Annotated in this window: 2 protein-coding genes; both read left to right on the forward strand. The window is 72.7% G+C overall.

Annotation, left to right across the window (positions count from 1 at the left end; translation table 11 throughout):
• The coding region (locus ACWDEW_RS48655; protein ID WP_450522785.1) for a type I polyketide synthase at positions 1 to 2,999 on the forward strand (2,999 nt) is incomplete at its 5' end.
• A gap of 15 nt (positions 3,000 to 3,014) precedes the next feature.
• On the forward strand, positions 3,015 to 7,854 hold a 4,840-nt coding region (locus ACWDEW_RS48660), incomplete at its 3' end, for a beta-ketoacyl synthase N-terminal-like domain-containing protein (RefSeq protein ID WP_450522787.1).

Consider the following 7,854-nt stretch of genomic DNA (forward strand, 5'->3'; position numbering starts at 1 on the left):
GGCGGGGCCTGTTCCCGGATGCCCGGCCGGTCGGCCTGCCGACGTATCCCTTCCAACGGCAGCGCTACTGGCTGGACTCGGCACCGGCCGTCGGTGACATCAGTGCCGCAGGTCTGAGTGCGACGGAACACCCGCTGCTCGGCGCGGCCGTGACGCTCGGCGGCTCCGACACCGTCCTGCTCACCGGGCGGCTGTCTCTGAACGGTCATCCCTGGCTGGCCGATCACGCCGTCCTCGGTACGGTCTTGCTGCCCGGCACCGGATTTGTCGACCTGGCGCTGCACGCAGCACGCCACACCGGTCTTGCCGTGGTCGACGACCTCACCCTCCATGAGCCGCTGGTGGTGCCGGAACAGGGTGCCGTCCAGGTGCAGATCACCGTCGAGGCGTCCGACCCGTCCGGCCGCCGCGCGCTGGCGGTGCACGCCAGGCCCGAGGCGTCGGAGGAGGACCAGGAGGCGTGGACCAGGCATGCCACCGGCGTGCTCGCCGCCGGGCCCGCCCCCGCGCCGGGGGATCTGAGGGAGTGGCCGCCGCCCGGCGCCGTCCAGGTCGAACTGGCCGATGTGTACGAGCGGCTCGCCGGACGGGGATACGAGTACGGGCCGGTGTTCCAAGGCCTTAGGGCGCTGTGGCGTGACGACAACGACGTCCTGTACGCCGAGATCGAACTGCCGGACGCCACCGACCCCGGCGGCCACGCCCTGCATCCGGCGCTGCTCGACTCGGCCCTCCACCCGCTCCTCGCCATGGCCCTCGCCGGGACCGGTCCGGACACCGGTGCGGACCTGCCGCTCCTGATCCCCTTCTCGTGGAGCGGGATCGCCCTGCACGGTGCCTCGCCGAGCGCCTGCCGGGTCCGGCTGGCGCGGACGGGCGAGGAGACGGCGACGCTGAGCCTCGCCGATGCCGGCGGTACGCCGTTGGCCGAGGTGGAGACACTCACCCTGCGTGCGATGGACCCCGGCAGGCTCGCCGCCCTCGGCGCCGACCGCGATCCGTTGCGCCGCGTACGGTGGCAGCCGGCCGAACTCGCGGGCATGGCCGAACTGTCCGGGACCGGCATGTCGATGGTCGGCATGTCTGTGGTCGGCACGGCGGTGGGCCGCACGGTGGTTGGCCGCACGGTGGTGGTCGGTACGGACACCATGGGGCTGGACCGGGACCCGGGACCGGCGGACGGGGCCTTCCCGGACCTTGCCGCGCTGAGCGCCGCCGTCGAGGGCGGGCTGCCGGCCCCGGACCTCCTCCTCGTACCGTGCCCACCGGCCGACGGGACCGGGGTCGGGACCGCCGACGCGGCCCGCGCCGGCACCTACCGGCTGCTGGCGCTGGTCCAGGACTGGCTAGCCGACGAACGCCTCGCCCCCACCACCCTCGCCGTGGTCACCAGCGGTGCCGTGCTCACCCCCGGTGACGCGACCGTCGCCCCCGCACAGTCGGCGCTCTGGGGCCTGATCCGTACCGTCCGCTCGGAGAACCCCGGACGGGCGGTACTCATCGACATCGACGGTGACCCGGCGTCGTACCGTGCGCTCGGCTCCGCCCTGGCGAGCGGGGAGCCCGAACTGGCCCTTCGCCGGGGCGAGTTGTACCTTCCCGGCGCCGCCCCTCTGGAGGCCGACGGTACGGATCCCGCGCCCGCCCTCGACCCCGAGGGCACGATCCTCGTCACCGGGGGCACGGGAGCCCTCGGCGGGCTGGTCGCCCGCCATCTGGTCACCGGGCACGGCGCTCGGCATCTGCTGCTCGCCGGCCGTGGTGGTCCCGACGCCGAGGGGGCCGCCGCGCTCACCGCCGAACTGACCGCGCTGGGCGCCACCGTGACCGTCGCCGCCTGCGATGTCGCCCAACGGGAGTCCGTGGCCGCCCTGTTGGACGGTGTCCCCGTCGAGCACCCGCTCACGGCGGTCGTGCACAGCGCCGCCGTCCTGGACGACGGCATCGTGCAGGCGCTGGACCGGGATCGGTTCGAGACCGTGTGGCGGCCCAAGGTGGACGGCGCGCTCTATCTGCACGAACTCACCAAGGAGCTGGATCTGGCGGCCTTCGTCCTCTTCTCCTCCCTGGCCGGCGTCGTCGGCAACGCGGGACAGGCCAACTACGCTTCCGCCAACGTCCTGTTGGACGCGCTGGCCCAGCACCGGCGGACCCTCGGTCTGCCCGCCACCTCCATCGCCTGGGGCCTGTGGGCGGAGAGCCGAGACACCGCGACAGGCCTGGCCACCGGTCTGGACGCCGCCGACCTCGCCCGTACGGGCCGTGGCGGCCTGCTGCCTCTCGACGCCGCCGCCGGTCTCGCCCTCTTCGACGCGGCCCTGGCAACCCGGGAACCCGTCGTGGTCGCGGCCGGCTTCGACCCCGTGGCCCTGCGCGCGCAGGCGGCGGCAGGCGTCCTCGCACCCCAACTGCGGGGCCTGGTGCGGCTTCCCGCCAGGCGCACCGCGGCGGACGCGTCCGCCAGGCCGTTCGCCGAGCGGCTGGTGGGGCTCACGGAGGAGGAGCAGCGGCGGGCGGTGCTCGAACTGGTCCGTACGGCGGTGGCCGCCGTCCTCGGCCACGGGGAACCCGAACGGGTGGAGGACGACCGCTCGTTCAAGGATGTCGGCTTCGACTCGCTCACCGCGGTCGAGTTGCGCAACCGGCTCTCCGCCGCGACGGGCCTGCGGCTGCCCGCGACCCTCGTCTTCGACCACCCCAACGTCGGCGCGCTGGCCACGTTCGTCCTGTCGTCCCTCGCACCCCCGGCGGCCACCGCGGGAGGTCCCGTACTCGCCGAACTCGACCGGCTGGAGTCGGCACTGGCTCTGCTCGGCGGCGACGGTGCCGGCGACGACACCCTCCGGCAGACCGTGAGCACCCGGCTCCAACAGCTGCTGTCCGACTGGAACGGCACGGCGGCGCAGGACACCGAGGACGTCGCGTCCCGCATCCGGGAGTCCTCGGTCTCGGAGATCTTCGACTTCATCGATACCGAACTCGGCGGAATCCCGCAGTGAGTGTGAGGACGTCTCATGGTGAATGACATCGACTCAGGCGCCAACCCGGTCACTGGCCCGGGCGTGAACCCGGACGCCGTCGCGATCGTGGGACTCTCGTGCCGCTTCCCGGGCGCCCCCGACCCGGAGCGGTACTGGCAGTTGCTCGCGAACGGCGAGCACGCCATCCGCGACGTCCCCGAAGACCGTTGGAACGGTGCGGAGTTCTACGATCCGGACCCCGCCGCACCGGGCCGGACCAACGCCCGGCAGGCGGGATTCCTGGACCGCGTCGACGCCTTCGACGCCCGCTTCTTCGGCATCTCGCCCCGTGAGGCCGCGAGCATGGACCCGCAGCAGCGGCTGATGCTCGAACTCGCCTGGGAGGCGCTGGAGAACGCGGGCATGCTCCCGGACCGGATCCGGGACACCCGCACGGGCGTCTTCATCGGCGCGATGCTGGACGACTACGCGACGCTCCTGCAACGCTCGGGCACCGCCGCCATCGGTCCCTACACCTCGACCGGTCTGCACCGCAGCATCATCGCCAACCGGCTCTCCTACTTCCTGGGCCTTCGCGGGCCCAGCCTCGCCGTGGACTCCGGCCAGTCCTCCGCCCTGGTCGCCGTTCACCAGGCCTGCGAGAGCCTGCGCAAGGGCGAGTCGTCCCTCGCGCTGGCGGGCGGCGTCAACCTCATCCTGGCTCCGGAGAGTTCCGTCGGGGTCGCCAAGTTCGGCGGGCTCTCGCCGGACAGCCGCGCCTACACGTTCGACGCGCGCGCCAACGGCTATGTGCGCGGCGAGGGCGGCGGCCTCGTCGTCCTCAAACGGCTCGCGGACGCCGAGGCCGACGGGGACGACGTCATCTGCGTCGTCCTCGGCGGCGCGGTCAACAACGACGGCGGCGGCACCGGTCTCACGGCCCCGAACGCCGCCGCGCAGACCGAGGTCATCCGCATCGCCCAGCGGCGGTCCGGGATCTCCCCCTCCGACGTCGGCTACGTCGAACTGCACGGTACGGGCACCAAGGTGGGCGACCCCGTCGAGGCCGCGGCACTGGGCGCGGTCTTCGCACCCGAGCACGACACGGGGCGTGCCCCGGAGCACGACACGGGGCGTGCCCCGGACCAGGCTCCGCGCCCGCCGCTCGTCGTCGGCTCCGCCAAGACGAACATCGGCCACCTGGAAGGTGCCGCGGGCATCGCCGGGCTGATCAAGGCCGCGCTGAGCGTCCGGCACCGGGAGATCCCGGCCAGCCTCAACTTCGAGACCCCCAACCCGGACATCCCGCTCGACCGGCTCGGCCTGCGGGTGCGGACCGAGCACGGGCCCTGGCCGCGCCCGGCCGCGCGTCTCGTCGCCGGCGTCTCGTCCTTCGGCATGGGCGGCACCAACTGCCATGTCGTACTCGCCGAAGCGCCGGCCTCTGCCGCGGTACGCCCGGCCGGGAGCCCCCCGCCGCCGGAAGCGACCGGCGACGCCGTGCCGGTGGTGTGGCCCGTGTCGGCCCGTACCCACCGGGCGCTGCGCGAACAGGCGGCCCGGCTGCGGGAGTCGGTGGCGGCCCGCCCCGAACTCGCCTCGTCCGACGTCGGGTTCTCGCTGGCCACCACCCGTACCGCCTTCGACCGGCGCGCCGTCGTACTCGGTGCCACCCGCGACGAGCTGCTGGACGGACTCGCCGCGCTCGCCCGGGGCGCGACGGCGTCGGAAGCGGTACAGGGTTCGGCCGCCGGGGCCGGCGGCACAGCCCTGATGTTCACCGGGCAGGGCAGCCAACGCCCAGGAATGGGAAGGGAGTTGTACACGGCCTTCCCGGTTTTCGCCGACGCGTTCGACGAGGTCTGTGAGCACTTCGACGCCCACCTGGACAGGCCGTTGCGGGATCTGGTGTTCGGCGAACCGGGCAGTGCGGAGGCCGCTCTGCTGGACCGCACGGAATTCACCCAGCCGGCGCTTTTCGCGGTCGAGACCGCGCTGTTCCGGCTGGTGGAGTCCTTCGGCGTGACACCGGACCACCTCATCGGCCACTCCGTCGGCGAACTGGTCGCCGCCCACACGGCCGGGGTCTTCTCCCTCCCGGACGCCTGCGCGCTGGTGGCCGCACGGGGGCGGCTGATGCAGACCGCCCCCGAGGGCGGCACGATGCTGGCGATCGGCGCTGCCGAAACCGAGGTGCTGCCCGTACTGGCGCAGTACGAAGGCCGGTTGAGCCTGGCATCGGTCAACGGGCCCCGGGCGGTGGTGATCGCCGGAGACACCGACGCGGCGCAGGCCGTCGCGGACCGGTTCCGGGGCGAGGGCGTACGGACAAAGCGGCTGCGGGTCAGCCACGCCTTCCACTCCCCGCACATGGACGGAGTCCTGGAGGAGTTCCGGCGGGCCGCCGAAACCGTGACGTACCACGAACCGGCCATCGCGGTGATCTCCAACGTCAGCGGGCGGGTGGCGACGGCCGAAGAACTCACCTCGCCCGACTACTGGGTCCGCCACATCCGGGAGTGCGTACGCTTCCACGACGGCGTAAGGACACTCCACGAGCGGTCTGTCACCACCTTCCTCGAACTCGGCCCCGATCCCGTCCTCACCGGCATGGCGCAGGACACTCTCGCCGGACAGGACACGGACACCGGCAACCGTCCCCCCGTAGTCGCCGCACTGCTGAACAGCCGCTCCGGCGAGCCCCGTACGGTCGTCAAGGCGCTCGCGACGGCATACACCGGCGGCACGGACGTCGACTGGGCGTCGTACCCGGGCATACGGACCGGCAACCGGGTGGCCCTGCCCACCTACGGCTTCCAGCGCAAGCGGCACTGGATCGACGTCCCCGGCACCCCGCTCCCCGGGACCGTGGCGGGGGAGGTCGTGGCGGAGATCGACGAGACCGACGACGGCACACTCGCGGCCCGGCTGCGCGGACTGTCCGAGCGTGAGCGTGAACAGCTCGTTGTCGCACTGGTCTGCGCCCACGCGGGCGGAGTCCTGGAGTACGACCCCCGCGAGGTCATCGAGCCGACCCTGTCGTTCAAGGAGATCGGCCACAACTCCCTCACCTCCGTCGAACTGCGCGACCGTCTCGTCGCCGAAACAGGACTCCCGCTGCCCGCCGCCCTGATCTACGACTACCCGACACCCCTTGTCCTCGCCCGGCACATCGTCCGTGAGCTGCTGGGCGAGCGGGACGCCACCGGCACGGGCACCGCGCCCACGACAGTCGGCGTGGCGGCCGACGACCCCGTTGCCATCGTCGCCATGGGCTGCCGCTTCCCCGGCGGCGTCGCCTCCCCGGAGGACCTGTGGCGCCTCGTCGCCGACGGCGTGGACGCCATCGGCAGTCTGCCCACCGACCGCGGCTGGGACATCGAGGAGCTGTACGACCCCGAGCGCGGACGCAGCGGCAAGACCTACGCCCGCGACGGCGGCTTCCTCACCGGCGCCGACGGCTTCGACGCGGAGTTCTTCGGCATCAGCCCGAGGGAGGCCGCCGCGATGGACCCGCAGCAGCGGCTGCTGCTGGAGACCGCCTGGGAGGCGCTGGAGCGGGCCGGTATCGAACCGTCGACGCTGCACGGGACACCGACCGGAGTCTTCGTCGGCGCCACGGCCCAGGACTACGGGCCGAGGCTGCACGAACCGGCGGACGGCTTCGACGGCTACCTGCTCACCGGCAGCACCCCCAGCGTCGCGTCCGGCCGTATCGCCTACACCTTCGGCCTTGAGGGCCCGGCCATGACGATCGACACGGCATGCTCGTCGTCCCTCGTCGCCTTGCACATCGCCGCACAGGCACTGCGCAACCGCGAGTGCTCGCTCGCCCTCGCCGGCGGCGCCACCGTCATGGCCACCCCCGGCATGTTCGTCGAGTTCAGCCGCCAGCAGGGCCTGTCGCCCGACGGCCGCTGCAAGGCGTTCGCCGCCGCCGCCGACGGCACCGGCTGGGCGGAGGGCGTCGGCATGGTCCTGCTGGAGCGACTCTCCGACGCCCGGGACAACGGGCACCAAGTGCTCGCCGTGCTGCGCGGTTCCGCGGTCAACCAGGACGGTGCGAGCAACGGCCTGGCGGCGCCGAACGGTCCCTCGCAGCAGCGGGTGATCCGCCAGGCGCTGTCCAACGCCGGGCTGAGTGCCGCCGAGGTGGACGCGGTCGAGGCGCACGGTACGGGGACGAAGCTGGGTGACCCGATCGAGGCGGAGGCTCTCCTGGCCACCTACGGTCAGGAGCATTCGCCCGAACAGCCGCTGTGGCTGGGCTCGTTGAAGTCCAACATCGGCCACGCCCAGCAGGCCGCCGGCATCGGCGGTGTCATGAAGATGGTCATGGCGATGCGGGCAGGTGTGCTGCCGCGTACGTTGCACGTCGATGAGGTGTCGCCGCACGTCGACTGGTCGTCGGGTGCGGTGTCGTTGCTGACGGAGGAGCGGGCTTGGCCGGAGCTCGGGCGTCCGCGTCGTGCGGCGGTGTCGTCGTTCGGGATCAGCGGTACCAACGCGCACGTCATCCTCGAACAGCCCGAGCCCGAAGGGGAGATGAGCCGCGCAGCTGTGCCACTGGGGGGCGTGGTGCCGTGGGCGTTGTCGGCCCGTACTCCGGAGGCGTTGCGGGAGCAGGCGGAGCGGTTGCGTGAACATGTGGCGGCTCGGCCGGAGTTGGCTCCGGCGGATGTCGGTGCGGCGCTCGTCGGTACCCGTTCGTCTTTCGCGCACCGTGCGGTGGTGGTGGGTTCGGATCGTGAGGTGCTGTTGCGTGGGTTGGGCGCACTGGCCTCGGGTGAGGCCGACCCTGCGGTCGTACAAGGTGTGGCCGGGACCGGTGGACGGACGGTGTTGGTGTTTCCGGGGCAGGGGTCGCAGTGGGTGGGGATGGCGCGTGGTTTGA

Source organism: Streptomyces sp. NPDC001100 (assembly GCF_053598575.1).